This window comes from Chloroflexota bacterium (genome assembly GCA_020850535.1).
In the GTDB taxonomy this organism is placed as follows: Bacteria; Chloroflexota; UBA6077; order UBA6077; family JACCZL01; genus JADZEM01.
Genome location: JADZEM010000152.1, coordinates 24,851 through 51,554 on the forward strand (window position 1 = coordinate 24,851; position 26,704 = coordinate 51,554).

A 26,704-nucleotide genomic window follows, 5' to 3' on the forward strand; every position below is an offset into this window, starting at 1 on the left:
CCTACACGCATTCAGTCGCTGCGCGACGGCCGTCGGGAACGGCAGGGACTGGTGAGACCGTTGTGTCGCGAAGCGACTGCAGGATGGTAGGCGGGGCTTTCAAGCCCCGACGAAGCTGCACGATGTGCGCAACACACGATTGCCCTGCCCCCTCGCTCAGGGTGATTGCATGTTCATTGGTGTCCCCGAAGCATCATGGAACGGGCGGTCGGGGACTGAAGTCCCCGCCTACACGCATTCAGTCGCTGCGCGACGGCCGTCGGGAACGGCAGGGACTGGTGAGACCGTTGCGTCGCGAAGCGACTGCAGGATGGTAGGCGGGGCTTTCAAGCCCCGACGAAGCTGCACGATGCGCCCAACGTGCAATCGCCCTGGCCGGTACGGCGGGCAGGGACGGGGGATGAACTTACCGGGCTTTCAGCTCCCAGACGCGGCCCTCGTGGTAGAGTATCAACCCCTCGCCGGCCCGGGTGACGATGACGATCCCCTTCTCGAAGAGCTGCCAGCTAGCGTCGGCGGTGGCCTCCTCCTCAACAGCCCAGCCCAGCCCGCCCTCGGGGCCGCCGGCCTGCTCTCGCCAGGCCTTGCCGAAGCCGCGCAACGGCTCGAACAGGCCGGCCGGCGGCTGAAGGCCTCCGCTCGGCGGCTCCGGCTCGCGCCAGGCGTCGCGCGCGCCGGCCCAGGGGCCGCCGTCGAGCGGCGTGCCGTTCAGCGCGGCCGGACCGTACTGCAACACGTAGATCCCCTTCAGGTGGAGCATCAGCCCGTGCTCAAAGCGCTGGACCGCCGTCGGGGCCGTGAACATCGGGGCGACCCCGCACCCGAGCGGCACGCTGGCCTGCTCGTAGACGGAGATCGTCTCATCGCCGGCCGTCGGGCAGACCGCCGGCGGGCGGATGTACCCCTCGTAGCCAGGGGCCAGCGTCCCGACGTTCAGCGTGTCCACCACGCACTGGCCGCCCGCCCGCACGTAGCCGGCCACCTCCAGCGGCGTCCCCGTCTTCACGTCAAAGGGCCGGTAGAAGGTCGCCCCGTAGGTGCTGTTGACCAGGATCGTGGCGTCGCTCTGGGCGGCGGACGGGTCGGTTCCCGGCGGCAGGCGCAGATCGCGCTCGACGGCCAGCGTCACGGCGAACTGCGTCGAGCTGAGCCGCTCGGCCGGCTTCGTGGCCCGACCGATCAGGTGGCAGCGGGCCGGACCATCCGTACCCGCCGCCGTCGTGGGCGACTGGAACGCCTCAGCCGTGGCGCCAGGGACGGGGAGGCCGGTCAGGCCCACCACGAGGGCCAGGATGGACAGCAGGCGCGCAGGGGGCCGGATCATGGTCGTCCTCCGCTGGTGGGGTCCGCGTCGGCGTCAAGCACGATCGCGTCGGTGGTGACTGCGGCAGGCGTCGGCTGCGCGGTTGGGTTCGGTGTCGGGCTGGCGGCCGGCCGAGGTGGCTCAGCAGCGTAGACGCGGGGCGCGGCTGGCCCCGCTGCCCGCGCGTTGGCGGTGAGTTGGCCCGCCGGCTGCTCGCCGATGGCCACCGCCCCGCCCTGCTCCCGCGCGACCGCTGCCTGGTAGTCCGTCGCCGTCTGGTACGCCGCGAATGCGCGCTTCTGCTTCCCGGCTGAGTCGGCCAGCCCGTAGAACAGCCCGGCCTCGGGGACGTCCTGTGCGTGGAACCAGTAGGCCCGCGCGACGTACTCGACCTGCCGGAACGTGTCGAACGCCAGCACCAGGTTCTCCGCCTGAAGCTCCTGCGAGAGGTCTTTGGTGGACCAGCCGAACTCGGTGATGTGGGTCGTCTTCGTCGTCTCCGCGCCCTCGTACTGCAGGTAGGCGTCGCGCACGTCGTCCAGGTAGAACCGCAGCTTCTCTTCGCTGGTCAGGCTGCCGCCGTCGATGTAGAGGTGCTGCCCGACGTGGTCGAACGGGAAGCGGCCGGGCTGCCAGCCCGCGTGCTGGAGGCCCATCTCGTAGGTGGCGCAGAGGTAGTCCGCGCCGCTGTTGACGCCGGTCGGACAGGCGGTCCGCGCGAACAGCAGCGCCGCATCGCCGAGATCGTGCCCGAAGAGGCCGCCCGAGATGATGATGGCGTCTGGCTGAACGGCCTTGATGGCGGCGTGGGCGTGGGTCAGCGCCCACGCGAAGTTCGAGGGGAAGATGAAGCTGCCGCCACGGGGCCGGCCGCGCTCGTCCTGCTCGGTCCAGGCGTTCGGCTCGTTCCAGACCTCCCAGGCGCGGATGCGGTCGTCGAAGTGGGCTGCCAGGACGGTGGCCGCGTCGTCGGCGAAGCGTCGAAGGTACGGGTTGTCGCCGTTGCCGCCGGCATGCTCGGCGTTGTTCGCCGTCCACTCAGCCTGCTCGCCGCGCCAGGCCTCGTGGCCGATCAGCCCGAGCACCTGGAACCCGTGGTCGTGGGCGATGCTCACCACCTCGTCGTAGGTCTGGAGGGCGGTCCGACCGTTGCAGCCGGGGGTGATCCAGTCCGTGAAGCAGGCCCCCAGGCGAAAGTTGAGCCGAATCCAGCTCGCCTCGGCCTCGTGCATGTACCGGTTCTGGAGCGAGAACGACGAGGTGAAGTTGACGTTGCCCTGGTCGTCCACGGCCCAGCCGGCTTGCAGCCCCTGGTGCTCGTCGTCGGCGCGGGCGCTGCCCGGGCCGAGGATGGCCGGCCAGAGCAGGGCCGCCACCAGTAGCGTCTGAAGGAAGAGTCTGGCGGCGGCCCGTGGCAGCGTGGTCCGTCGCCAGCGTGCGCTGACCGCCCGCCTCATGCGCGGTGCATCCTGACCGTCCGTTCACGCAGTCCCATGCACACGACAGAACGGATGAGCCTCCAGCCGGTTGCCGCGCGCGTCGTTCGTCCAGAGGGACACGGCCTCAGATATCCTTGTGGCGGGAGGCGGCATGAGCGTGGACGAACGGCCAGTACTCGGGATCACGATGGGCGATGCGGCCGGCGTAGGGCCGGAGATCATCGCGATGGCGCTGATGAAGCCAGAACTGCGGGCGAATGCGCGCATGGTGGTGCTCGGCGACGCCAGCGTCATGGAGGACGCGGCGCGGATCGTCGGGAGTCCGCTGCCGGTGCGGGCGCTCGGCGACGCCAGCGAGATCGGCACGGCCACGCTGGATGACGGCGCCATCTGGGTGCTCGACTTCAAGAACCGGCCGTTCGAGAGTCTGACGCGCGGCAAGGTCGATGCCGTCAACGGCAACGCCGCCTTCGAGTACATCGACACGGCCGTGACCCTGGCCCTGGCGAACACCATCGACGCCATCGTGACCGCGCCGCTCAACAAGGAAGCGCTGCACCTCGGCGGGCACATGTACCCGGGCCACACTGAGGCGCTGGCCGCCCTCTGCGACATCGGCGACGACGACGTGACGATGCTGCTGGCCTCGCCGCGCCTGCGGATCTCGCACGTCTCCACCCACTGCTCGATGATGGAGGCCGTCCAGACGCTGACCACGGATCGGGTGGTGCGGGTGGCGCGCCTGACTGCTGAGGCCGTCGGGCCGCTGGTCAGCCGGCCGCCGAAGATCGCGCTGGCGGGCATCAACCCGCACGCCGGTGAGAACGGCCTCTTCGGTCCTGAGGACGAGCGCGAGATCCGGCCGGCGGCTGCCCGGCTTCAGGCCGAGGGCATCGACGCCTACGGCCCGATCCCCGGCGACACGGTCTTCCTGCGGGCGCTCAAGGGGGAGTTCGACGCGGTGGTGGCGATGTACCACGACCAGGGGCACATCCCCGCCAAGCTGGCCGGCTTCGACGACTGCGTGAACATCACGCTCGGCCTGCCGATCATCCGCACGTCGGTCGATCACGGCACGGCGTTCGACATCGCCGGGACGGGCAAGGCGCAGCCTGTCAACATGGAAGTGGCGCTCGACCTGGCGGCCGGCATGGGGCGTGCGCGGCGGGCTGCTCGCGCCCGCTGAGTGGACTGCCGCGGGCAGCGCCGCCAATCTGGCCGAATAATCTTATAGAATTTGCCGTCGCCCCTTAACGATAGCGCCTGACCTCGTCGTGCCCGGTGGCTTCGCGGCGAGGCAGGAGTGTGGGGCGTTGGAGGAATTGAGCTTCATGTCGATGTCTGAGGTCCGATCGGTTGTGTCTCGTGGCGCCTTCTTCAGCCGCCGTGGTCTGCTCGGGCTGACGGCCGCCGGCCTGCTGGTCCTGAGCGCCTGCCAGACCGCGAGCCCGCCCGCGAACACCCCGCTCCCCACGCCGGCACTGAAGCCGACGACCCCGCCCACCGCGTCGCCCGCGGCCTCCCCTGCTGCCAGCCCGGCCGCGAGCCCCGCTGCCGCGCCGTCCGGCAGCCCGGCCGCCAAGCCGTCGCCCAGCCCGGCTGCGTCCAACTAGCGACTCTCGCACGCCGCTGGCCCCCACCCGACACGCTCGGGCGGGGGCTTTTCGCGGTCGTGAGAACTCCCTTGCCGCCGGCCCGTCACGCGCTTGTGAGTCCGCTGGGCCCGGGCATCGTTTACACTCCAACAGATGGAAACACTCGTACGGCCCCTTCTGGTAAGCCCGCATGCGTGACCTGACAGACCGCGCGTTGGATGCTGCCGTCGCCGCGGGAGCCGCCTATGCCGATGTTCGCATCGAGCGGCTGGAGCGGCAGGTCATCTCGGTCAAGAACGGCCGCCCGGATGGCCTCGTCGAGGACGAGAGCCACGGGTTCGGCGTGCGGGTGCTGGTCGATGGCGCCTGGGGCTTCGCCAGCTCGTCGCGGGTCGAGGGGCGCGAGCTGGAGCGCATCGCGCGGCAGGCCGTCGAGATCGCGCGGGCCAGCGCACTGGTGCGGAGCGAGCATGTCGATCTTGGCGAGCCGATCCGCGCCGTTGCCAGCTACGCCACACCGGTCAAGATCGATCCGTTCACCGTCTCCGTGGACGACAAGCTCGCGCAACTGTTGGCCGCCGACGCCGAGATGCGGTCCGTCAAAGGCATCGCCGTCGCCAAAGGCTCGTTCGAGTGCCAGCGGATCACGAAGACGTTCGCCTCCACCGAGGGCAGCTTCGTGCAGCAGACGCTGGTCGAGACCGGGGCCGGCATCGATGCGCTGGCCGTCGGCGACGCCGATGCCCAACACCGCAGCTACCCGAACAGCTTCGGACGCCAGCACTCGACGGCCGGCTACGAGTACTTCCTGTCCATGAACCTTGCCGCGCACGCCGCCCAGACCGCCGAGCAGGCCGCCCAGCTTCTGACCGCGAAACCCTGCCCCGACGAGGTGACGACGGTCATCCTCGATTCGAGCCAGGCCGCGTTGCAAGTCCACGAGTCGTGCGGGCACCCGATCGAGCTGGACCGCGTCTACGGCGCCGAGGCCAGCTACGCTGGGACCAGTTTTCTGACCCTCGACAAGCGCGGCGCGTACCGCTACGGCTCGGACCATGTCACGATAGCCGCGGACGCCACGATCCCCGGCGCACTGGGCACCTTCGGCTTTGACGACGAGGGCGTGCCGGCCCAGCGGACGGTCATCGTGGATCGAGGCATCTTCAAGAACTACCTGACCTCGCGCGAGACCGCCGCGCGGCTGGGCGAGTCCAGCAACGGGACGATGCGCGCCGATGGCTGGAGCCGCATCCCGCTGATCCGGATGACGAACATCAACCTGGAGCCGGGCGACTGGTCGTTGGAGGAGATGATCGCCGACACCGAGCGTGGCGTCTTCCTCCAGACCAACCGCAGCTGGAGTATCGACGACGTGCGCCTCAACTTCCAGTTTGGGACGGAGATCGGCTGGGAGATCCGCAACGGCAAGCTCGGGGCGATGCTGAAGAACGCGACCTACACCGGGATCACCCCGCGCTTCTGGGGCGCCTGCGACGCTGTCGGGCGGGAGTGGACGGTCTGGGGCACGCCGAACTGCGGCAAGGGGCAGCCGTCGCAGTCGATGCACGTCGGGCACGGCGCCGCGCCGATCCGGGTGCGGAACGTCCAGATCGGCGTGATGCGGTAGCATGGCGATGAGTGAACTGCTCGGGCAGACTGCCTTCGAGCGCGTCGCGGACCGGGTGCTGGCGGCCTCCAGCGCCGATCAGACCGAGGTCGTAGTGCTCGGGACGGACTCGGCGCTGACCCGTTTCGCCAACTCCGGCATCCACCAGAACGTGGCCGAGCGCAACGCCGAGGTGCGGGTGCGGGCGCTCGTCGGCAAACGTTCGGGCGTGGCGACCACCAACGACCTCTCTGACGCCGGCCTCGTGCGGGTGGCCGAGCGGGCCATCGAGGCGGCACAGCGCCAGCCGGAAGACCCGGCGCTGCCCGATCTGCCGTCGCCGTTGCCGGTCCAGCCGGTCGCGAGCTTCAACCAGGCCACGGCGGACTGCACCCCCGAGCAGCGGGCGCGGATGGTTGGCGTGGTCTGCCGGCTCGCCAACGAGGCCAGCCTGCAGGCGTCCGGGGCCTGCGCCACCGAGACGACCGAGCTCGGGATCGCCAGCTCGCGGGGGGTGCGCCTGTACGAGCAGCGCTCGCGGGCCAGCCTGTTGACGGTGGTGCTGGACGACGAGGGCAGCGGGTACGCCGAGCAGACGGCGCTCGCTGTGGGCAGCGTCGATGCCGAAGCGCTGGGCCGTGAGGCGGTGGACAAGGCCGTCCGCGGCCGAGGGGCGATCCGCGTCGAGCCGGGTGAGTACCCCGTGGTGTTGGAGGAGTACGCCATCGGCGAGATGCTGATGTACCTCGCGTACATGGGGTTCGGCGGGCTGTCGCTGCTGGAGGGGACCAGCTTCCTGCGCGGCAAGCTCGGGCAGCGGATCGTCGATCCGCGCATCTCGGTGGTGGACGATCCGCGTTCGTCGGACGGGCTGCCGTCGAGCTTCGACTACGAGGGCGTGCCATCCGAGCATGTCGACCTGATCGCGAACGGTGTTGGCGCCGGAGTCGTCTACGACAGCCGGACGGCGACGCGTGCCGGCCGCGCCTCGACGGGACATGCCCTGCCGGCCCCGAACACGTTCGGCCCGTTCGCCTCGCACCTGATGATGGCGGCCGGCGACACTCCCAGGGCCGATCTCGCGAAGGGCATCGAGCGCGGCCTCTGGGTGACGCGCTTCAACTACGTGAACGTCGTCAAGTCCGACCAGGCGGTGCTGACCGGCCTGACCAAGGACGGCACCTTCCTGATCGAGCATGGTGAGGTCACCCGTCCTGTCAGGAACCTCCGCTTCACCCAGGGCGTGCTCGACGCCTGGAGCGGCCTGGATGCGCTGGGGGCTGAGCGCAAACTGCTCGAAGGGTGGGGCGGGGCCGTCCTGGCACCGGCCATGCGGCTGTCGCACTTCCGGTTCACGGGGGTGAGTGATGTCTGAGCAGGATCACATCCTCCCGCCAGAGCCAGACCTGGAGGAGCTACAGCGCCGGCTTGGCGTCCGGCTCAAGAACCCGGCCCTGCTGCGGCACGCCCTGGTGCACAAGTCGCTGACCAATGACCTGGGTGAGAGCGGCCTGCTCTCGAACGAGCGGCTGGAGTTCCTGGGGGATTCGGTCCTGGGGATGCTCGTCTCGGAGCAGTTGTTCCGGGCCTATCCGGACCGCGACGAGGGCCAGTTGACGCTGCTGCGCTCGGCGCTGGTGCGGGCGTCGTCGCTGGCGGGCTGGGCGCGCGAGCTTGACCTGGGGGCGTTCGTGCTGGTCGGGCGCGGAGAGAGCCGGGCGGGTGGCCGCAACCGCGACGCCCTCCTGAGCAGCGCGTTCGAGGCGGTGCTGGGGGCCGTCTTCATCGACCGGGGCTTCCGCGCGGCCAGACAACTGGTGCAGCGCTTCGTACAGCCTGAGCTGGTGACGGTGGGCGAGCGGCAGGTGGTGGACGCCAAGTCGCGCCTCCAGCAGGTCAGCCAGGCTCGCTTCAGCGTCACGCCGACCTACGAGGTGCTGGATGTGTCGGGCGCGGGCCACAGCCCGATCTTCACGGTCCGGGTGATTGCCGGTGGCGGCGTCTCGGCGGAAGCGGTCGGGCGCAGCAAGCAGTCGGCGCAGCAAATCGCTGCCGCCGAGGCCCTGGCGACCATCGAAGCGATGCCCGTCGAGCCGCCGGCCGAGGACGGGGCCGAGGCGGCCGAGCTGGCCCTCACGCCGGGATCGGGGGAGGCCCTCACCCCCCAGCCCATCGACCTCCCTGCTCCCTGATGCACCTCAAACGGCTTGACCTCGTCGGCTTCAAGAGCTTCGCGAACCGGACGACGTTCCTGTTCGAGCCGGGCATCTCGGTGGTGGTCGGGCCGAACGGCTCCGGCAAGAGCAACGTCGCGGATGCCGTGCGCTGGGCGCTCGGGGAGCAGAGTCCGCGTGCGATCCGTGGCCGGCGCGGCGAGGACGTCATCTTCGTCGGGTCGCAGGGGCGGCAGCCGCTCGGGCTGGCCGAAGTCTCGCTGACGCTCGATAACTCCGAGGGGCGCATCCCGCTCGACTACTCGGAAGTGAAGATCACCCGCCGCCTGTACCGCTCCGGCGAGGCCGAGTACCTCGTCAACGGCTCGAAGGTCCGCCTGCGCGACATCCACCAGTGGCTGATGCACGCCGCGCTCGACGCCGAGGCGTACGTCGTGGTGGGCCAGGGCAGCGTCGATCAGTTGATCTTGCAGCGGCCCGAGGAACGGCGGGTGGTGATCGACAACGCCGCCGACATCCGCCGTCATCAGGCGCGGCTGCACGAGACGCGCACCCGGCTGGCCGCGACCGAGGAGAACCTGCTGCGCTGCCGAGCGGTCATCGCCGAGCTGGAGCCGCACGTCATCCGCCTGCGCGCCCAGGCCGAGCGCGCCGAGCGGGCGAAAGTCCTCCGCGAAGAGCTGGCGCGGCTGGCCGGTCGCTGGCTGCGCCACGCGCTGGCCGGCGCCCGCGCCGAGCTGACCAGGGCCCGCACAGACGCCGCCGCCGCCCGCCAACAGGCCGAGCGCCAGGAGGCCGAGGTTGCCGACCTCGAACGGCTGGCCCGCGATGCCGAACACGCCGCCACCGAGGCCGAGACAACGGTCTCCGATCTGGAGCCGAAGCTCGCGGCGGCTCGTGAGGAGGTGGCGCGCGTCGGGCGGGAGCTGGCCCGCGCCGAGGAGCGGCTGGCCGGGGCCGACGACGCCGAATCTCGCCTGCTGGCCGAGTGGGAGCGGCAGCGCGAGCGTGAGGCTGCCCTCAGCACCGAGCGCACGACCCTGCTGGCCCAGCAGACGGCCGCCCGCGCCGCCCTGGCCGAGGCCGAGCGGGCGGTGCAGGCCGGTGCGGAGGCTGACCGTGCCGACGACGAGGCCGCCCGCCGCGCCGACGCCGAGGTGGCGGGGGCACGGCGGCGGCTGGGCGCGTTGGACGGCGAGCTGCGGGGCGCGGCCGGCTCGCTGGACGAGGCTACAGGGCGGGTCGAGCGGCTGGAGCGGCGACTGTCCCGCCAGGGCGAGGACGTGGAACGGCTGACCCGTGACCTGGAACGGGTAAGGGGTGAGGCCGCCACACGCGCCGCCGCCGCCGAGAGCGCCGCCGCCGCGCTGCTGGACGCTCGCCGTCGCCGCGAAGCGCTCACGGGGCGGCGCGAGGAGATCCGCCAGCAGCTCGACCGTCTGCGGGCCGAGCAGCACCGCCTGGCCGGCGACCGTCAGCGGCTGGAGATCGCGCGGCAGGCGGCGGAGGAGAGCGGTAGCGGGCTGAAGGGCGGCGCTGCGGCGACCCTGCGTGGACGTCTCACGAGCGTGCGCGGGCTGCTGGCTGGCGAGCTGTCCGTGCTCGAACAGCATCGGGCGGCCGTCGAGGCGGCGCTGGGTGAGCGGGCGCAGGTGGTCGTGCTCGGGGAGAGCGGAGAGCTGCCGACGGCGCTGCAACTGCTCCACGAGCGGGCCAACGAGCGGGTCGGGCTGGTCAGCGCCGACGATGCAGCGGGCGGCGCGAGCCTGGACCGGCTGCGGGCGGCTGTCGAGGCGTCGCTGGCTGGCCTGGACGATCTGGACATCGCCGGCTGGGCCGACGATCTCGTCGAGATCGGGCCTGAGCTTGGGGCGGTGGCGCGGCGGGTGCTCGGCAGCACCGTGGTCGTGGCGAACGCCGGGCAGGCCGCCAGGGCGGCGCGGCGGCTGGCGGCCTCGGCGGATGTGCCGCCGGGCTGGCAGGTGGCCGCGCAAGACGGCGTCCTGGTTCGGGCGACCGGCGAATGGTGGGTCGGGCGGGACCGGCAGGCCGAGCGGCTGGTGCGGCGACGCTCCGAGCTGCAGCGCGTCCAGGGAGAGCTGGAGGCGGTCGGGGCGGCGCTGGCGGACGTCGAGCGGCGGCTGGCTGAGACGGATCGCCAGCAGGCCGGGCTGGCCGGCGAGGAACGGGCCGTCCGCGATGCGCTGACCGCCGCCGAGACCGCCGACCGCAAGGCCGCGCTGGATGCCGGCAACGCGGCGGCGCAGGCCTCGCGACTGGAGCGTGAGCTACGCGAGGCCACGGCGGCCGGCCCGGCGATCGAGGCCGATCTCGGGCGTGCCCGGCAGCAGCGCGACGGCTCCGGGGCGCGCCGCACCGAGGCCGAGCGGAAGCGGCTGGAGGGCGTCGAAGCGCTGGAACGGGCCGAACGGGAACAGGGCGCGCTGGCGGCCCGGCTGGCCGAGCGCCGCTCCGAGCGGGCCGGCCGCCAGGCCGATCTCGCGCGCTGCCGCGCCGAAGCCCAGGGCGTGGATCAGTTGCTCAATCGCCTCGACGCCGACCTCGCCAACGCTGCCCGCGCGGCCGCTGAGAGCGAGCGGCGGGTGGACGGCGAGCGGCAGCGTCGGCAGGAGCTGCGGGCGGGGGCCGGAACGCTCCGTCAGGCGCTCAAGGCTGCCGAGGTGGCCGTGCAGCCGCTGCTCGACGCCCTGACCGCTGCCCGCGAGGCCCGCCAGCAGGCCCGCGCGAAGCGCGCCGCCATCGAGCAGCGGGCCGGCGAGCTACGGGCCGTGGCCCGGTCTGGGCGGACAGTCCTGGAAGCGGCGGCCATCGCGGAGAGCCGCGCCGGCGACCGCCTGGAGCGGGTCCGCCGTGAAGCCCAGGAGTACGTGGACGACCTGGCCGGCCTGGACGACACGATCCAGCTGCGGCTCGACCTGGGCGACGAACCGACAGGTGAGCGCGAGGAGGAGCCCGAGGAGGCCGGTCCGCCGTTCGACCCGGATGCTGCCCGCCGCCGGATGACGACCTTGCGCCGCGAGCTGCGCTCCATCGGCGACGTCGGCGAGGCCACGCTGCTCGAGTTCCGCGAGTTGAGCGAACGACACGCGTTCCTGGTGACCCAGACGGCTGACCTGGAGCAGGCCGGCACGGAGCTGCAGGGCGTCATGGAAGAGCTGACCGGGCTGATGAAGGACGCCTTCGACACGGCGTTCGCGCGGGTCAACGTGGCGTTCGGGGAGTACTTCGCACGGCTGTTCGCGGGCGGGCACGCCGAGCTGGTGCTGAGCAAACCGGACGAGGTGCTGGAAAGCGGCGTGGACATCGTGGCGCGCCCGCCCGGCAAGCGGCTCCAGCCGCTGGTGAGCCTGTCCGGGGGCGAGCGGGCGCTGACGATGGTGGCCTTGATCTTCGCCTTGCTGAAGGCGAACCCGGCCCCGTTCTGCGTGCTGGACGAGGTTGACGCCGCCCTGGACGAGTCGAACGTGCGCCGGTTCACTGCCGTCCTGAACGAGCTGAGCGACCGCACCCAGTTCGTGGTCGTGTCCCACAACCGCGCCACGATGGAGTCGGCCCAGTCGCTGTATGGGATCTCGATGGACACGGTCGGCGTGAGCACGGTGGTGTCGCTCAAGCTGCCCGCACAGGAGACGCCGGCCGTCGAGACGAATGGCGCATCCTCGGCCCAGCCTGCGACCGCCGCCATCTGAGCGCGGGCCACGTGAACGGCGCTGCCAGGCCGATTGCATGCTCGTTGGTGTTCCCATACTGTCGTGAGACGCGCAGTCGGGAGTTTCAAGCCCCGACGACGCTGCACGGTGCACCCAGCATGCAATCGCCCTGGGCGCTGCTGGCCCTGCCCCCAGGAGGGGCCGGCCGACGTGCTATGGTTCCGCCGGTTCTTGCGTGTACCCGCATCGTCGCTCGTTCGCGCGCTGGAGTTGGCGCTGTGGAGCTGCTGCAAGGCATCGATCTGGGATACATTGTGCTGCTGTTCGGCGTTGGCCTGACGTGCGGCTTCCTCTCGGGGATCGTCGGGATGGGCGGCGCACTGCTGCTGGTGCCGGCCCTGGCGTTCGTCGGCGGCATCCCGTTCAAGCTTGCCACGGGCATCGCGGCGCTGCACGGCCTCGCCGTCGGCGTGTTCGCCTATCTCGTGCACGGCCGGTACGGCGCGGTGGACGGCCGGATCGGCGTGGCGGCCGGGATCGCCAGCGTCGCCGGCGGGCTGATCGGCGCGGCGATCTCCGGCTGGGTTGACGCCTTCGCCGTGAAGCTGATCTACCTTGCGGCGGCCACGCTCTCGCTGATCCTTTTGCTGGTCAAGGTCGGCGGCGCATCCGCGCGCGTCCAGCGGCGCGTGCCCCGCGTCTACACGAAGGCGGCGGCGTTCGGCATGTTCACGGGCGTGATCGCTGGCAACATCGGGGCGGGCGGCACCTTCATGGTGATCCCGCTCTTTCGAGCGGCCTTGAAGATGCCGATCCACCGCGCCATCGGCACCAGCATGCTGGTCTCGATCTTTACGGCGGTCGCCTCGACCAGCGGCAAGGCGCTGATGGGGCAGGTGCCGTGGACCCAGGCGGCCATCGTGGTCACGGGCAGCGCGCTGGGCACGATGGTTGGAGCCCGCCTGACGCGGCGGATTCCGTCGGGGCCGTTGCGCTGGCTGCTGATCGGGATGCTGCTCCTGCTGCTCGCGCGGACGGCCGCCGACCTGTTCATTGGGTGAGACCCCGACGCGGGGCGTGAGCAGGGGCCGTCGCGCGTCCGCTCAGCCCAGGCCGGAGACGTGTTCGAAGCGCACGGGCACGCGCACGAGGTCGTCGCGGTCCACGACGTAGCCGTTGCTGCCGGCCGTCACCGGCACCATGAAGTCGGCGGCCACCCCCAGCGAGTCGTACAGCGCGACGCCGTCCGGCCCACGGATCTCCAGCGCCACGGAGTAGAGGCCGGGCTGGATCGGCGGCCCGTCGAAGACGGCCTCGAGGACGCCCTCGCCGTCGACCGTTTCGGGGATATCTGACGCGTGGGTGTCGCCCGCGCAGACGCTGACGCCGAAGCGCGGGGCCCGGATCAGGACGCGGAAGATCGGGCGCTCCAGGGGGCGAAACGTCTTGTAGGCGGCGCGGATGCGGATCGGCTCGCCGGGCTGGAAGACGTCGGTCTGGCGGCCGGAGTGGTCGAGCAACTGGACCGTCGTGAAGCGGGCGTCGCCAGAGCCGCCGCGCGTCTCGGTGCGGTCGCGGGCGCCCTGCTCGGCGGCGGCGCGCGCGTTCACGTCGTCGAGGTACTGTGCCACGATCTCGTCGGTCGGGCCGAGTGCTTTGACCTCGCCCTTCTCCAGCCAGAGTACCTGCTTGCAGAGTCCCCGCACGTTGCCGAGATCGTGCGACACCAGGATGACCGTCTTGCCGCTCTGGACGAGGCCGCGCATAGCGTCGATAGCCTTGCGCTGAAAGGCAGTGTCGCCGACGGCCAGCACCTCGTCCACCAGCAGCACGTCAGGGTCGCTGTGCGCTGCCACGCCGAAGCCGAGCCGTGCGTACATCCCCGAGGAGTACCACTTGACGGGCGTGTCCACGAACTTCTCGATGCCGGTGAACGTGACGATCTCGTCCAGGCGGCTGGCGATCTCCTTGAAGCTGAGGCCGAGAATCGCGCCGTGGAGGAAGATGTTCTCGCGGCCGGTCAGTTCGGCGTGGAAGCCAGCGCCAAGCTCGATCAGCGAGATGACCTTGCCGGCCACCAGCACCCGTCCGGCCGTCGGCCAGGTGACGCGCGAGAGCAGCTTGAGGATGGTCGTCTTGCCGGCCCCGTTGGAGCCGAGCATCCCGAGGCTGTCGCCCTCCTGCAGCTCAAAGGAGACATCGTTGAGCGCCCAGTGCTTCGGACGGCCGCTCTCCTTGCCCACAGCCTTGCCAGCCCAGGCTGCGAACAACTGGGTGAACTGGCGCTGCCGCCCGATCTTGTAGACTTTGGAGACGTTCTCAAACCGTACGGCGAACATGGGTCACCCAGGAGGCGGAAGGCGGTGAACAGGAGGCGGAAGGCGGTGAACAGTAGGCGGTAGGCAGGAATCGGCGAGCGGCAGGCGGGAGGAAGTTGGCAGCGGCCCGGTACGCGACGATGCACCAGATGTCATCCTGAGCGCAGCGAAGGATCTCCCAACCTTGACGGTCAGTTTGGGAGATCCTTCGCTACGCTCAGGATGACAGATGAGTGTGGCCGTGCTGCGCTCAGGATGACAGACAGATGTGGCCGTGCTGCGCTCAGGATGACAGACAGGTGTGGCCGTGCTGCGCTCAGGATGACATTTGGGTGTGGCCGTGCTGCGCTCAGGATGACAGACAGATGTGGCCGCGCTGCGCTCAGGATGACGCGCTGGTCCGGTCATGGGTCGTACGGAAACTGCCACTGACCACACGCTCAAATGATGTCTGCGAACGCGCGCTCGGCGCGCTTGAAGTACAGGTAGGCCACGACCAGGATGATGATCGACATCACCGTTGACACGCCCAGCAGGCTCCAGTCCGGGGCGCGCCCGTGGGCCACCGCCGAGCGGAAGGCGTCGATGATGCCGACCATCGGGTTCAGCATGTAGATCGGCCAGAGGGCGGCGGGGATCGCGTCGCGGACCAGCGAGAGGGCGTACGACACGGGCGTCAGGTAGAGCCAGACTTGCAGGCCCAGCGTCACGACCGGCGCGATGTCCCGAAACGACACGTGCAGCGCCGACGTGATCAGCGACAGGCCCAGGATCAGCATCACCTGGACCAGCACCAGGACCGGCACCAGGAGCAGCCATGCTGTCGGCGTGATGCCGTACCAGACCAGCATGCCGGCCAGCACCAGCGCCGCCGCCAGGAAGTCCACGAACCGCGCCCCGACCTGCGAGATCACAATCACCTCGCGCGGGAAGTACGTCTTGGTGACCACGCTCCGCTGGCTGACCAGCCCGATGGTCGCCGTGGTCAGGGCGTTGGCCAGGAACGTCCAGGGCACCAGCGCCGTGTAGGAGAAGATCGGGTAGGGCAGGCCGTCGGACGGCAGCCGGGCGAAGCGCCCGAACACCAGGCTGAAGACCACCATGAACGCCAGCGGCTGCACGATGGCCCAGCCGATCCCCAGCAAGGACTGCCGGTAGCGGGCCTTGATCTCGCGCTGCGTCAGGGCAAAGACCAGCTCACGGTACTCCCAGAGCTGGAGCAGCGCGCTCGGGGCGAACCGGGCCTCGCTGTCCACCACCATGATGCGCTTCGGGTGGGCGGCCTGGATCGCCTGCAACGTCTGTGCGCTCACGGGAGGCTCGCCAGCCTGTCCAGGACGAAGGCGGCGACGCGCTCGGCGGACTGGCCGTCTACCCGATGGCAGAGGTCCGTCGCGGCGCGCGCGCGGCCGGCGGCGTCACGGGTCGGATCGTTCAGGTAGGCTGCCATCTCGTCGATCATGGCCGCCGGCGAGGGCGCTACCCGCACCGCTCCGATCTCCACCAGCGGCTTGTAGTGGGTGTACTGGTAGAACCGCTTCGCCGAGTCCAGGAACGGCTTCTCGTCGTGGCCGTCGAAGGCGATGTTCACGACCGGCGTGTCCAGCACCGCCGCCTCGATGGCGATGGTGCTGGCGACGTTGACGATCGCGTCGCTGTGCTTGAGCGTGTTCGCCAGGTGCAGCCGATTGTCGCGGCTCGGGTCCACGTTCGAGCCTTCGGCCACGATGGTCTGCTCGAACGGCTTCTCCACGATCACATCCGGCTGGCCCACGAAGCGCTCGTACTTGCCGATGTCGTCGCGGGGGTGGACGCGCACCAGCAGCTGAGTCGGTCCGCCGAACCGGCCGCTCCGCATCGCCGCCACGATCTCGTCGATCACCACGTCGTGGTAGGTGTACAGGACCGGCGGGATCGTCGTCAGGCTGATCAGCTTCTTGCCAGGATCGGCCCCGATCCGCTGGCAGAACGCCTCGCGGGTCGTGAAGCTGTCCGGGCGAGCGTAGATGTCGAACTGGGGGACGCCCGCCACGCAGACCTGCCCTGGCTTGTACTTGTGGATGGTGACTGCCTGCTGCTTCATCGTCTCGTTCCAGACGGTCAGGCCGGCCACCCGGCGCAGTGGGGCGGTCTTGGTGGTGAAGTGGTCCCAGGAGAGGTCAATCGCCAGGATCGGGACGCCCTCCGCGTCAGCCCGGCCCATCAGCGGACCCTCGCCGAAGTAGATGCCCGTCGTCGGGGTCAGCACCAGGGCCGGCCGCTCCCGCCGAAACAGCGCGTCGTACTTCTTGCCGAGCGTGGCGACGTCCAGCACCTTGAACAGGAACGGCAGCGAGAGTGGCAGCTTCGCGATCGCGCCGAGGGCCAGCCGCACACCGCGCGTCTTGGGCGCATCCAGCCCGCCACGGTCCAGGTAGCGAACCTCGCGGCCAAGCTCTAGCTGCCGCTCGCGAGCCACCCGAATCCGCATGCTCTCCGTGGGCATCGTCTTGACGTACTTCTCCTGGAGAATTCGGATGATGCGGCGCTCGACAAAGCCCGGCTCATGCGGCTGCAATTCGGCGAACGCGACCTTCGGGCCGCCGTGCTCCTCGCGGAAGGCGGCCTCGCGGACCAGTGGCGAGAGGATGACGATCTTGCCGAGCAGCGGCGACTCGCGCAGCAGCCGGAAGACGTCCGTCCGCAGCATGTTCGCGGCGGCCGTCCCGGAGGGGACGCAGAGAAAGACGGTCCTCGGATTGCCCCCCCTCGCCCCTTGAGGGCGAGGGGGCTGGGGGGTGAGGAGTGAACTCCCCGTATCAGCCATGAAAGACCTGGGCTGCCTTTTCAAGCTGCGCGCCGGCGTGGTCGCGCAGCCAGTTCAGCGTGTCGCGCAGGCCGTCCTTGAGCGAGACCTTCTGCTCCCAGCCGAGGATGCGCTTCGCACGGTCGTTCGCCAGCCAGACGTGCTCGTGGTTCGTGGCCTGCCGCGTGATGACCGGCTCCAGGTCCGGGCGGTCCGCCACCTCAATCATCAGCCGCACCAGCGCCAGCACGCTGATCGGGTGGTCGGGGTGGATGTTGAACGCCCGCCCGCGCACGTCCATGCCGGCTGCCCGCTCGGCCAGCAGCGTGTACGCCTGCACGATGTCCGAGACGTGCAGGTAGCCCTTGCTCGGGGAGCCGTCGCTGCGGATCACCGGCCGCTCGCCGCGCAGCAGCGAGAGCAGGGTGCCAGGGATGATGTGGTCGAGATGAGCGTCGGCCGGCCCGAAGATGTTTGACGTCCGGGCGATGGCGATGGGCATACCGTAGCTCGCCGCGTAGCAGCGGGCCACGATGTCCGTGCAGGCCTTGGACGCGGCATAGGGGTCGTTGCCGTTCAGCGCGAACGACTCGTCGAACGGGCTCCGGTCCTGGTCGCCGTAGGCCGTCAGGCTGGACGCCACGGCGATGGTGTCGATGTGGCCGTAGTTGCGGGCGGCGTCGAGGACGCACCACGTCCCGCGCACGTTCGACTCGAACGCCGGGATCGGCGAGCCCTTCGAGATGGCGATGCTCGACTGCGCCGCCAGGTGGATCAGCGACTGGATGCCGTTCTTCTGGAGCAGCGCCTCGATCTTCGGCTGATCGGTGAGGTCGCCCAGGGTCAGGTTGACCTTCTCGCGCAGGCCGGGGTGCAGGTCCAGGCAGCCGTTCGGGGCGCGGTCGTAGCCGTACACCTCCGCGCCGTGCCCCACGAGCGATTCGATCAGATGAGCCGCGACAAAGCCATTCGGGCCGGTGACGAGCACCCGTCGGCCCGTCCAGAAGGTTCGATCAGGCATGCATGTCCATTCGTGTCAGTCGGCGTGCGCGGGGCGCGTCGGCAGTGTGTTGGGGGAAAGTGTACGGGGCAGCGGCGCGGCGCGTCAGCAGACCATCGCCTGTCAGTGGTCGGCGAGCGCCGTCAGCCCCTGCTGGGCTTCGAGAATGATCTCACACAGCTCGCGGACCGCGCCCTCGCCGCCCTTCGCCTCGGTGATGACGTGGGCGACGGACTTCGGCAGGCGGCTGGCGTCCTTGACGGCGGCTGCCAGCCCGACGTGGGCCAGCAGCTCGTAGTCGTTGACGTCGTCCCCGATGTAGGCGACCTCGTCCAGCGTCAGGCCCAGCTCGCCGAGCAGCTGCTTCATCACGGTGAGCTTGTCGGTGATGCCGATGAACACGTGGTCGATCCGCATCTTGGCGCCGCGCCGCCGGACCATCTCGGTGCTCTCGCGGGTCAGGATCGCCGTCTTGAGGCCGGCCTGCCGCACCAGGGCCACGCCCATGCCGTCGCGAGTGTTGAACTTCTTCAGCTCGTCGCCGCTCTCGGTGTAGTACATGCCGGCGTCGGTGAGGACGCCGTCCACATCCATGGCGACGAGTTTGATCTTGCGGGCGCGTGCGCGCACATCAGGCGACATCGACACTTACCCTCGCCGCCACTTGATCGCCTCGTTCGGGACCAGCGTGTCGCCGGGGATCTCCGACTCGGCCACGACGCCCACCAGGTACGGCAACGTGTTCGGGCGGAGGCCGCTGCCTGGCCCCTTGACCGTCAGCATGTCGGCGGTAATCATCGTGCCGGCCGGGATCGTCTGCTTCGCCACGACGCTCTTGGCGAGCCGGTCGCGGACCGGCTTCTCGGCGTCGAGCAGCCTCTTCTCGGACGAGCCGAGCGCCTTCTCGATGTTCCGGATGTTGCGGACCAGCCGCTTGAGGCCGTCCGGCTCCAGCGAGGCCGCGTGGTCCGGCCCGATCATCGTGCGGTCGATAGTGAAGTGCCGCTCGACCACGTTCGCGCCGATGGCGACGGCCGCCTCGGTGGGGGCCAGCCCGCGCTCGTGGCCGGAGTAGCCCACCACGCAGCCGTACCGCGCCTTGTAGGTGAGGATCACCCGCAGGTTGAGCTGATCGTTGTCGGCGGGGTAGGTGCTGGTGCACTGGAACAGCACCAGTTGATCGTTGTGGCGGCGGACCGTGGCCACGGCCTCGTCAACCTCGGCCAGGTCGCTCATACCGGTCGAGAGCAGGACCGGCTTGCCCGTCTTCGCCACGTACTCGATCAGCGGCAGGTTGGAGCAGTCCGCCGAGGCGATCTTGTAGGCCGGGATGCCCAGCGCTTCGAGGAAATCAACGCTGTTTGGATCCCAGGCGCTCGCCAGCAGGGTGATGCCGCGCGTCTTCGCATGGGCGATCAGGTCGGCGTAGACCTCAGCCGACAGCTCCAGCTTCTCGCGGTGCTCGCCGTAGGTCGCGCCGAGGGAGGTCGGGACGGTGTATGGCCGCTCCAGCGCCGCCGCGATCAGGATGTCCGAGACGGTCCGCTTCTGGAACTTGACGGCGTCCGCGCCGGCGTCGGCGGCGATGTCGATCAGCTTCTTCGCCAGGGCCGGGTCGCCGTTGTGGTTCACGCCGGCCTCGGCGATGATGTAGCACGGCTGCGCTTCGCCGACGGGCCGCCCGGCGATCTCGATGGTGCTCAGAGACATAGCGTTCCCTCCTGCCGCAGCAGCCCCAGGACCGCCTCAGCGATGATGAAGTCGTGGTCGGTGTCCAGGTCGACACACGGCTCGGGATTGACGAGGTATGGGACGGTGTGCTCGCCGATGGTCGAGCCGCGCTCCACCACCTCGGTCCGCATCACGTCCACCAGCCCGGCCGACCAGTACGCCGGCTCCAGGATCTGGCGCGGGCAGTCTGGCCCGAGCTGTCGCCAGAGCGGCGTGTCCTCGTACGGCCCGAGGCGGCCGTCGTGCATCTTCCACATCTTGTGCGGGTGGTGCTGCTCGCGGTACACCGACTTCACGCAGTCGGCCCCGGTCTCGCGCAGCAGCCGCACGACGTCGTCGATCTGGCGCGGCTCGCGGAACGGGAGCGTCGGGCGCAGATGGACGATCATGTCCGGGCGGTAGCCCTCGTGCTCGCCGAGCCAGCGCACGGCGTGCTGGAAGACCGGCAGATCGGGCGTGTTGTCCTGGGCGTACTCGGCCGGCCGCAAGAATGGCACGTCGGCCCCCAGCGAGCGGGCGACCTCCGCGATCTCCTCGTCGTCGGTCGAGACGATGCAGCGGTCAAGCTCGGTGGCGGCCTTCGCCGCGTCGATGCTCCACTGGATCAGCGGCCTGCCGCCGAGCAGCTTGAGGTTCTTGCGCGGGACTTGCTTCGAGCCGCCGCGCGCCGGGATGACCGCCAGCGCCGTCAACTGACGCCCCCCGGTGGTGGTTCCGCCGTGTGTTCCGTTCGTGCCAGCACTCATGCGTGGCCCCTCATCCGCGGCCTCCGGTCACCTGGACGCCCGAGCGGACGACGGCTCATCAAAGAGCGCGTCGGCCGGCACCCACTCAACGCCCGCACGATCGGCGTGCGCGATGAAGGCGTCCAGTAAGCCTGCCAGGCGATCGTCGATCTCCCAGTAATGGGTCGCCAGGCAGAAGTCACCGCCGAACCGCCGCGCCTCCTCGAAGGCAGAGAGCAACTCGTCGAGCGTCGTTCGCGGGACGAGCGGCTGGCAACCGAATTCGGCGTGACGGTTGTAACGCAAGGGCCACGGATAGATCAACCGTTGCTTCCGAGAGCGCCCGGTCCGCACGCGGTGGGCGGTGATGCGGGCGTAGTTCGCCAGCGCGTGCCGGTCGAGCGGCTTCTTGTCTGGCCGGAACGAGTAGAACGAGCCGAGGACATTGAGGCCGGCCCGGTCGATGGCCTGAAGGCCGCGCTTCGACAGCGCGTTGTGCGGCGGCACGAACGTCCGGATGGTGACGCCGAGCAGTGACTCCAGGTAGGTCCGACCGCGCTGGAGCCGTCCGTCCAGGTCCGGTCCGACCTCGAACTCCCAGCCGGTCGGGTAGTTCTTGTGAGAGTAGCCGTGCAAGTTGATGTTGAGACGGCCGGCGGCAGCGCCGTCCTTCAGGAACTGCACCAGGGCGGGATTGTCGGCTAGCGGGAACTCGGCGCCGCCCTCCCAGTGCTCCTGGGGGATCCCCTTCGACCTCGTGCTGGCATGGATGGGCACGACGGCCAACGAGATCGGGATGCGGTCCCAGTAGCGGCCGTAGACGCGCTCCAGGGCGGCCGGCGTGGTGAAGAAGCAGGTGTCGTCGTCGCGGATGGCGGCCCTCAGTGCTTTTCCCCCTGCTTCGTGTGCGCCGACAAGGCGCGCTGGATGGTCGGCGTCGGTTGTACCGGAAGTGTCGTGCCGGCGGCACGAGCGTTCGTTTGAACCCCTCACCCCCGGCCCCTCTCCCTCAAGGGGAGAGGGGAGACACACGAGTCGCAGGTGGACTCCCCCTCTCCCGCGCACAGGGAGAGGAGGTCGGGGGGTGAGGGGGCGTTTGCCGCAGTAATTCGTCAAACGTCATCAACCCCCGACGATGCTGCGCGACGTGCCCATCATGCGATCGCTCTGGCGTGCGGGAGAGGGAAACGGGAGGTGATGGGTTCAATCGAGTGCAGCTTGACCCACTAGTCAGCAGATTCGCCGAAACGTGCTACGTAGTGCCAGACACGCTTGAGCATGTGCTCGTCGTCGACACCCTGGCGGACCGCGTCGCCGATAACCCGTGCATCAAGGTGACCGTCGTGAGCTAGACGAAGCCCCAGCTCTACGACGTGGTGACCACGGTACCGAGGAGCACCGCCGATGGCCTTGTGGCGAACGTTGAGCGCTCCGTATTTCGGGCGAAGAGCGGCCGGTGCGCGATCATACGCCCCTGCGAAGATCCGGCTCTCCCACCGCCACCGCTCTCCCCCAGGATAGGCCGTAAGTCCCCCGTTGCTCGTGCCAGTCTCGAACTGGGATCGATAGCACCCGTCCTGTCTCAGGGCGGTCAGCAGTGGTCGCCCGTCGCGTGACCTTCGATCCGGGTGAAACTGCAGGGTGATGCGTAGCGAAGGGTCGAGCGGTTCTCCGTGTGAGAGCGTGGTCACATGATTGAGCGCACGCTGAATGGGACTGATTTCGCCCATGGTTGAATGAGCTCCACATTCGACGACATCTGCGTGACCAGCCAGAAGGGTATCGCCTCCTGCGAGAAGCGGCACAGGCGCTACACGCCGATGCTCCGCAGGTACGCGCGGGCGGCCCGCACGGCGGTTGCGGGATCGTCGGCGGCGCTCTCAGACTCCTCCTCCGCGACCACCCAGCCGCCGTACCCGGCCGTGCGCAACCTCTCGACCACGGTGGAGATTTCCGCGTCGCCGGCGCCGAGCGGCATGAACGGGCCGCCCCGGGCGCCGGCGTCCTTCAGGTGGATGTGGCCGATGTGCGCGGCATAGCGCTCGACGTAGCGGGCGGGAGATTCATCTCCGCGCACGACGTGGGCGGTATCTGGGCCAAGCTGAAGCAGCCCGGCCGCGAGCGCGTCCGCCAGCCCGTCTGCGAGCCGGTCGTAGTCGGCCTGGACGCGGATCAGCGAGTCCACCGTCGAGGTCGGGTGGATGTGGGCTGACACGCCTCGGCTTGCCGCCCGTTCGGCGGTCAGGCGATACCGCGCGAGCATGCGGTCGAACGCGGCCGAGCGGGCAGGGTCGGCCGCGCTCGGCGGCGGCACGACATCCTCGGGGAAGGCCAGGCCGCCGATCAGCCGCCCGCCGCCGAAGCCGATGCGCGGCGAGGGGAACGCCGCCAGGAAGCGCAGCACCCGCCCGACGAGCGCCTCTTCCTCGGGGATCAGGCTGTCGTCGGTCCAGCCGGAGGTTGGGGACATCGCCACGGCTGCGAGCGCCAGACCGCGCGCGTCGAACGCACGCCGGGCCTTGTCCGGCCGATCCAGCCACGGCCCGAGCATCTGCCAGGTGATCTCGACGCCCTCGTAGCCGGCCGCCGCGATGGCATCCAGCACGGGTTCTAACTGCCCGAGCCAGCGTGTGCCGACCATCTGCCAGGTGTAGGTCTGGCAGGCGACGCGCAGACGGGGCTGCTGCGGGGCTGGCGCTGGCGGCGTGCTGGAGGTGTCCTGGCCCGGCAGGTTGTCCTGGCCCGGCAGGTTGTCCTGGCCCGGCAGGTTGTCCTGGCCCGGCAGGTTGTCCTGGCCCGGCAGGTTGTCCTGGCCCGGCAGGTTGTCCTGGCCCGGCATCAGACGATCTCGGCCGGAGCCGCCGGCCGGCCCGTCTCGAACGACTGGACGGCAGCGCGTACCAGTCTTAGCGCTGCCAGTCCGTCCTCGCCGCTGACTGGGACCGGTCGCCCCTCGGCCAGGGCCGGCAGCAGCGCTGCCAGATGCTCTTCGACGGTCGTCGGGTAGAACTGGAGCAGGCGGGTCTCGTCCCCGAATGGGCGCGGCTCCCAGACCGACGCCAGCCCGTCGTCGTTCGGCGCGAAGCTGAATCGTGACACGACGTTGTCCACCGTCGCCCGCCCGCCGGCGCCCTGAAGCTCGGCGTACTCGATGCCGTGCAGCCGGCTCCCGCGCCACGAGCCGACGACCGTCCCGACGCCGCCGTCGGCGAACCGCAGCGAGATCGCCGCGTCATGGTAGGCGCGCCCGTAGCCGCTCTCGGCCAGCCCGTCGAGCGTGCACGAGACCTCGGCCACCTCGCCGCCGTACCAGCGCGCCAGATCCAGCAGGTGGATCAGCGAGTCGTAGACGAGCTCGTACGGCGTGATGGCGGCACGGCCAGCCTTGAGCGCGACCCGCAGCATGGCGTAGGAGAGACGACCGAGGCGTCCGTCCTGCTGCACTTGCCGTGCCAGGGCGTAGGGCCGCGCGAAGCGGCGGTTGAAGTTGACGGCCAGCGCGCGATTCGCCCGCCGGGCCGCCTCGATCATGGCCGAGGCGTCGGCCGTGGTCTGGGCGATGGGCTTCTCGACGAAGGCGTGGCAACCGGCCGCGAGCGCCGTCAGGGCCGGCTCGCGGTGCGCGAAGTCGGGCGTGACCACGTCCACGAGGTCGAGTTTCTCGTTGGTGAGCATCGCGCCGAGGTCGGTGTACGGGACCGCGCCCACCTCGGCGGCCACGGCATCCGCCCGGCCCGGATCGGCGTCGCAGACGGCCACCAGCTTCGGCATGGCGGCAGGATGCTCGCTCTCCAGCCGGCGCGCCACCACGCGGTAGGCCAGGGCGTGCTGCCGGCCCATGAACCCGCACCCGACCAGCCCGACTCGCAGCATGACTCCCTCCGCACGACCCTGTGCACTGGCCCGTTCAGGGATCGGGGGTGAGGGCGGCCACGGCTCCCGGTCCGGGCCGCCTACAGCGGGACGACGTTCGCCTGCTGGTACCGCTTGAGCGCGTTCGACGTGTCGAGTACCAGCGCCGCCTTCGACACCAGCAGGTCGTAGTCCACCGCCGTGTGCGGCGCGCAGACGATGACCGCGTCCACGTTCGCCAGCGTCTCGGCGGTGATCGGCGTGGACGCCAGCGACATCCCGGCATGGTTCAGGGTTGGGATCAGCGGGTCGTGGTAGCTGACCGTGTAGTTGTCCGCCGCCAGCCGCTTCAGCACTTCGAGCGCCGAGGACTCGCGCAGGTCGGCCACGTCCTTCTTGTAGGTGACGCCGAGCACCATGATCCTGGCCGCCTTGCCGTTGACCTTCCCGCGCTCCCTGAGCAGCCGCGCCGTCTTGTCGATGACGAAGGTCGGCATGTGGTCGTTGATGCGGCCGGCCGCCTCGATCATCGCCGCCATCACGCCGTGCCGCTGGGCGATCGCCTCCAGGTAGAACGGCACAATCGGGATGCAGTGCCCGCCGACGCCCGCGCCCGGGTAGTGCGGCATGAAGGCGAACGGCTTGCTGTTCGCCGCCTCGATCACTTCCCAGACGCTGATGCCGATCTTGTCGCACAACTGGGCGATCTCGTTGACGAAGCTGATGTTGATGAAGCGGAACGTGTTCTCGACCAGCTTCGAGGTCTCGGCGACCTCCGGCGAGCTGACCGGCACGACCTGGTCCACGAAGTAGCGGTAGAGGATCTGGGCCAGCTCGGTGCAGGTCGGGGAGATGCCGCCCACCAGCTTCGGCGTGTTGCGGACGTTCCAGCGGGCGTTGCCAGGATCGATCCGCTCGGGCGCGAAGACCAGGAAGTAGTCTTTGCCGACCTCCAGGCCCGTCGCCTCCAGCTTCGGCAGCATCACCTCGCGGGTGGTGCCCGGCGAGCAGGTGCTCTGGAGGACGATCATCATGCCCGGGTGGAGGTGCCTGGCGATGTCTGCGGTGGCGGACTGGACGTAGCGCAGGTCTGGCTGACGGTCGTCCTTGAGCGGCGTCGGCACCGCGATCAGCACCACGTCGATCTCGGCCAGGTTGGTCAGATCGGTTGAGGCCTGGAGCCGCTTTTCGCCCAGCAGCTCCTGGATCGTGGCGTCCGAGACGTCCGAGACCGGGCTGCTGCCGCCGTTGACGGCGTTGACGCGGACCGGGTTGACATCCAGCCCGGTGACCGCGAAGCCGGCCTGGGCGATCTCGACGGCCATGGGAAGGCCGGCGTACCCCAGCCCGAGCACCCCGACGCGAGCGGTCCGCTCAAGGAGCTTGCGCTCAAGCGCCTGCGCGGGTGCGTGCTGTTGAACCGCCATTGAAGACCCTCCGAGCCGGCTGCGCCCACCGTCGCGCAGACGGCGACCAGGAGGGCGAGAGTTAGTGAGAGCGGCCAGCAGGCTGCTGCTGGAAAAACGACTCCGCATTCTGCCACCGCCCGCGAGATGGCGTCAAGCCAGGATGCGTTGATGCAAACGCGGAGGACAGACTCAGCCAGTCCGGACGGACACGCTGAACGGGATCTCGCGCGCTGGATAGGCTTGCAGCTATGGACATCATAGACGCCGTTCGGTATACTGACGGCGCGACGGCCCCACATCTCAGCATGCGGAGCGAAATCCGGCGATGGCACTCCTGGAACAGCTTACCAACTGGCTGCGCGGCGGCTCCGCTCCCGCGCCCGCCGAGCGCCCCCGGTCCGCCGTGGCCATCGTGGACGGTCAGCCGCTGACCGACGATCATCCGGCGGTGCGGGCGGTCGCGGAGCAGCTCCGGCAGCGCGAGCTGGCGGCCGGCGGCTGGGCGGCTGAGGCTGGCGGCGTGACGCTGGAGAGCTATCTCCCCGAGGCGCGGCGGCTGGTGCAGCAGATCGCGCTGGGCGGCGCGGACGGCGGCCCACCGGCGCCGTAGCGTTCTGGGCCGTGGACGAGGTGTCGGGTTCTGGGTTTCAGGTTTCGGGGGTAGGCCAGGGCGATTGCATGTTCGTCCGTGTACCCGAAGCGCGACTAGACGAGCGGTCGGGGCTTGAAAGCCCCGCCTACAGTCATTCAGTCGCTGCGCGACGGCCGTGGGGAACGGCCGGCACTGGTGCGACTGGAGCGTCGCGCAGCGACTGCAGGATCGTAGGCGGGGCTTTCAAGCCCCGACGGGTCGGCACGACGACATCAACATGCAATCGCCCTGGATGGAGGTCCAGGGCGATTGCATGACGAGCACGTCCTGCGACCTCGTCGGGGACTGAAGTCCCCGCCTACACGCATGCCGTCGCTGCGCGACGGCCGTCGGGAACGGCAGGCACTGGTGCGACTGGAGCGTCGCGCAGCGACTGCAGGATCGTAGGCGGGGCTTTCAAGCCCCGACGCGGCGGCACGACGACATCAACATGCAATCGCCCTG

The 26,704-nt window shown here is 69.8% G+C and carries 23 protein-coding genes; 9 read left to right on the forward strand and 14 right to left on the reverse strand.

Annotated elements, in window-relative coordinates:
- Positions 1–406: 406 nt before the first annotated feature.
- Both IT306_22400 and IT306_22405 read right to left on the reverse strand, forming a co-directional pair.
- On the reverse strand, positions 407–1,324 hold the full coding sequence (locus IT306_22400) for a hypothetical protein (protein MCC7371184.1): 918 nt from the start codon (positions 1,322–1,324) through the stop codon (positions 407–409).
- Positions 1,321–2,760 (reverse strand): hypothetical protein, encoded by a 1,440-nt coding sequence (locus IT306_22405; GenBank protein MCC7371185.1) that lies wholly within the window; start codon positions 2,758–2,760, stop codon positions 1,321–1,323. The genes IT306_22400 and IT306_22405 overlap by 4 nt, the downstream gene beginning before the upstream one ends.
- A gap of 133 nt (positions 2,761–2,893) precedes the next feature.
- On the opposite strand from IT306_22405, the gene pdxA reads away from it, so the two are divergent.
- From pdxA to IT306_22440, 7 genes are all read left to right on the forward strand, one after another.
- Positions 2,894–3,928 (forward strand): 4-hydroxythreonine-4-phosphate dehydrogenase PdxA, encoded by a 1,035-nt coding sequence (gene pdxA, locus IT306_22410; GenBank protein ID MCC7371186.1) that lies wholly within the window; start codon positions 2,894–2,896, stop codon positions 3,926–3,928.
- 151 nt (positions 3,929–4,079) lie between these two features.
- The gene (locus IT306_22415; protein MCC7371187.1) at positions 4,080–4,355 is read left to right on the forward strand and encodes a hypothetical protein; all 276 of its coding nucleotides are present in this window, start codon (positions 4,080–4,082) and stop codon (positions 4,353–4,355) included.
- Between the two features lie 172 nt (positions 4,356–4,527).
- Complete coding sequence (locus IT306_22420; protein ID MCC7371188.1) at positions 4,528–5,964, forward strand: TldD/PmbA family protein; 1,437 nt, start codon at positions 4,528–4,530, stop codon at positions 5,962–5,964.
- Position 5,965: 1 nt separating this feature from the next.
- The gene (locus IT306_22425; GenBank protein ID MCC7371189.1) at positions 5,966–7,318 is read left to right on the forward strand and encodes a TldD/PmbA family protein; all 1,353 of its coding nucleotides are present in this window, start codon (positions 5,966–5,968) and stop codon (positions 7,316–7,318) included.
- Positions 7,311–8,135 (forward strand): ribonuclease III, encoded by an 825-nt coding sequence (gene rnc, locus IT306_22430; protein MCC7371190.1) that lies wholly within the window; start codon positions 7,311–7,313, stop codon positions 8,133–8,135. The genes IT306_22425 and rnc overlap by 8 nt, the downstream gene beginning before the upstream one ends.
- The gene (gene smc / locus IT306_22435; protein MCC7371191.1) at positions 8,135–11,827 is read left to right on the forward strand and encodes a chromosome segregation protein SMC; all 3,693 of its coding nucleotides are present in this window, start codon (positions 8,135–8,137) and stop codon (positions 11,825–11,827) included. Before rnc ends, smc begins: the two co-directional genes overlap by 1 nt.
- 239 nt (positions 11,828–12,066) lie before the next feature.
- A complete protein-coding gene (locus IT306_22440) occupies positions 12,067–12,849 on the forward strand; it encodes a sulfite exporter TauE/SafE family protein (GenBank protein MCC7371192.1) in 783 nt (260 codons plus the stop codon).
- Between the two features lie 42 nt (positions 12,850–12,891).
- On the opposite strand, the gene IT306_22445 is transcribed toward IT306_22440, so the two are convergent.
- From IT306_22445 to IT306_22490, 10 genes are all read right to left on the reverse strand, one after another.
- Positions 12,892–14,127, reverse strand: a complete 1,236-nt coding sequence (locus tag IT306_22445; GenBank protein MCC7371193.1) for an ABC transporter ATP-binding protein — start codon at positions 14,125–14,127, stop codon at positions 12,892–12,894.
- Positions 14,128–14,546: 419 nt separating this feature from the next.
- The gene (locus tag IT306_22450; protein ID MCC7371194.1) at positions 14,547–15,419 is read right to left on the reverse strand and encodes an ABC transporter permease; all 873 of its coding nucleotides are present in this window, start codon (positions 15,417–15,419) and stop codon (positions 14,547–14,549) included.
- A complete protein-coding gene (locus IT306_22455; GenBank protein ID MCC7371195.1) occupies positions 15,416–16,795 on the reverse strand; it encodes a hypothetical protein in 1,380 nt (459 codons plus the stop codon). The genes IT306_22450 and IT306_22455 overlap by 4 nt, the downstream gene beginning before the upstream one ends.
- 109 nt (positions 16,796–16,904) lie before the next feature.
- Positions 16,905–17,912, reverse strand: a complete 1,008-nt coding sequence (locus tag IT306_22460) for a GDP-mannose 4,6-dehydratase (protein MCC7371196.1) — start codon at positions 17,910–17,912, stop codon at positions 16,905–16,907.
- Between the two features lie 102 nt (positions 17,913–18,014).
- Positions 18,015–18,533: an HAD hydrolase family protein gene (locus IT306_22465; GenBank protein MCC7371197.1), complete on the reverse strand. Its 519-nt coding sequence runs from the start codon at positions 18,531–18,533 to the stop codon at positions 18,015–18,017.
- 6 nt (positions 18,534–18,539) lie between these two features.
- Positions 18,540–19,601 (reverse strand): N-acetylneuraminate synthase family protein, encoded by a 1,062-nt coding sequence (locus IT306_22470; GenBank protein MCC7371198.1) that lies wholly within the window; start codon positions 19,599–19,601, stop codon positions 18,540–18,542.
- Entirely contained in the window at positions 19,592–20,368 is a 777-nt protein-coding gene (locus IT306_22475) for an acylneuraminate cytidylyltransferase family protein (GenBank protein ID MCC7371199.1), read from the reverse strand. Before IT306_22475 ends, IT306_22470 begins: the two co-directional genes overlap by 10 nt.
- A gap of 27 nt (positions 20,369–20,395) precedes the next feature.
- Positions 20,396–21,340 (reverse strand): DUF2334 domain-containing protein, encoded by a 945-nt coding sequence (locus IT306_22480; GenBank protein ID MCC7371200.1) that lies wholly within the window; start codon positions 21,338–21,340, stop codon positions 20,396–20,398.
- Positions 21,341–21,573: 233 nt separating this feature from the next.
- Positions 21,574–22,077 (reverse strand): DUF3626 domain-containing protein, encoded by a 504-nt coding sequence (locus tag IT306_22485; GenBank protein MCC7371201.1) that lies wholly within the window; start codon positions 22,075–22,077, stop codon positions 21,574–21,576.
- Between the two features lie 80 nt (positions 22,078–22,157).
- Positions 22,158–22,952: a sugar phosphate isomerase/epimerase gene (locus tag IT306_22490; protein MCC7371202.1), complete on the reverse strand. Its 795-nt coding sequence runs from the start codon at positions 22,950–22,952 to the stop codon at positions 22,158–22,160.
- Between the two features lie 23 nt (positions 22,953–22,975).
- Here IT306_22490 and IT306_22495 point away from each other — a divergent pair, with 23 nt between their 5' ends.
- Positions 22,976–23,257, forward strand: a complete 282-nt coding sequence (locus tag IT306_22495; protein MCC7371203.1) for a collagen-like protein — start codon at positions 22,976–22,978, stop codon at positions 23,255–23,257.
- Here IT306_22495 and IT306_22500 read toward each other — a convergent pair.
- Both IT306_22500 and IT306_22505 read right to left on the reverse strand, forming a co-directional pair.
- Positions 23,186–24,220: a Gfo/Idh/MocA family oxidoreductase gene (locus IT306_22500; protein ID MCC7371204.1), complete on the reverse strand. Its 1,035-nt coding sequence runs from the start codon at positions 24,218–24,220 to the stop codon at positions 23,186–23,188. The genes IT306_22495 and IT306_22500 overlap by 72 nt on opposite strands.
- Positions 24,221–24,300: 80 nt before the next feature.
- Positions 24,301–25,626, reverse strand: coding sequence for a nucleotide sugar dehydrogenase (locus IT306_22505; GenBank protein ID MCC7371205.1), 1,326 nt, complete (start codon positions 25,624–25,626; stop codon positions 24,301–24,303).
- Positions 25,627–25,933: 307 nt separating this feature from the next.
- Between IT306_22505 and IT306_22510 the strand changes: the two genes are divergently transcribed.
- Positions 25,934–26,218, forward strand: a complete 285-nt coding sequence (locus IT306_22510; GenBank protein ID MCC7371206.1) for a hypothetical protein — start codon at positions 25,934–25,936, stop codon at positions 26,216–26,218.
- Positions 26,219–26,704: the final 486 nt, after the last annotated feature.